General features: G+C 46.3%; 1 protein-coding gene. It reads left to right on the plus strand.

All coding sequences use genetic code 11. The features are described from left to right. Positions 1–164: 164 nt before the first annotated feature. On the plus strand, positions 165–1,291 hold a 1,127-nt coding region (locus tag JHJ32_RS22505; protein WP_200122961.1), incomplete at its 3' end, for a cysteine desulfurase family protein.

Raw genomic sequence — 1,291 nt, forward strand, 5'->3', positions numbered from 1 at the left:
CTATCTGTTGAAACAATATCATTTGTTAGCAAATATCTGGCTCCATCCGGCAGCAAGTATCCCAATGTTATGTACATTTGTATTGAATATTTAAATACTGATATATCAATAAAAATTATTGATATATCAATTATTTGATTCCTATTGCAAAGGGAGCAATTACCATGACCAACAAATACATTTACCTGAACAACAACGCTACCACGCCGCTTGACCCTCGGGTGTTGGAGGCGATGATGCCGTACATGACAGATTTGTATGGTAACGCATCCAGCAGCCATCTGATGGGTAAACGCATCAAACAGGCAGTTGACAAAGCCCGCGAACAGGTCGGCGAGCTCATCAATGCCAATCCGGAAAACATCATTTTTACCTCCGGTGCTACTGAGGCAATCAATATGGCCATCCGAGGAGTCATTGCCCAATGTGGCATTGATAATCCACATATCATTACCATCAGCACCGAGCATCCGGCGGTATTGGACACTTGTCAATATTTAGAGTCAAGAGGCGTAGAAGTTACCTATCTGCCCGTTGACGATGATGGAATAATCAATCTTTCCTTAAACACTTTGGAAGCCAGCTACCAAGACAATACCGTATTGGTATGTGCTATGGGCATCAATAACGAAACCGGTGTTTTGCAGCCTTTCGGTAGAATGGCAAGTAGTGCCCACGAGCGTGGAGTCCTGCTCATGTGCGATGCCACACAATTTATCGGCCGGTATGAAATGGACGTTATTGAGAAAGAAGTCGACATTTTAGCCATGTCTGCCCACAAGTTTTACGGGCCAAAAGGCGTAGGCGCTTTGTATATTCGCCCAGGGTTAAACATTTCGCCGCTGCTTTTCGGCGGGGGGCATCAAAACGGACTTCCGAGCGGTACGCTAAACACGGCAGGCATTGTTGGCATGGGAAAGGCCGCCAGTTTGGTGCAGGAAAGTCTCCATGAAGAAATTCATCGGTTATTTGGTCTGCGTAAGAAATTGGAAGACGCTTTGTTGAAAATTGATGGCACCAAACAAAATGGTCATGACGGGTTTCGTGCGTGTAACGTTACCAACATCACCTTTCAGGGCGTTGACAGCGACGCGCTTATCCTCAATCTCAAAAACATCTGCGTGTCCAACGGTTCGGCCTGCCACTCCTTTACGATGGAGCCTTCGCACGTACTGCTGGCCATGGGGCTCACCAACGAAGAAGCCAATTCGTCCATCCGGTTTAGTTTGGGTAGGTTTAACACCGAGGAAGAAATTGACTATACGATTGAGCAAGTAAGTGCTGCCGTGGA

The organism is Parapedobacter sp. ISTM3, from assembly GCF_016533505.1.
In the GTDB taxonomy this organism is placed as follows: domain Bacteria; phylum Bacteroidota; class Bacteroidia; order Sphingobacteriales; family Sphingobacteriaceae; genus Parapedobacter; species Parapedobacter luteus.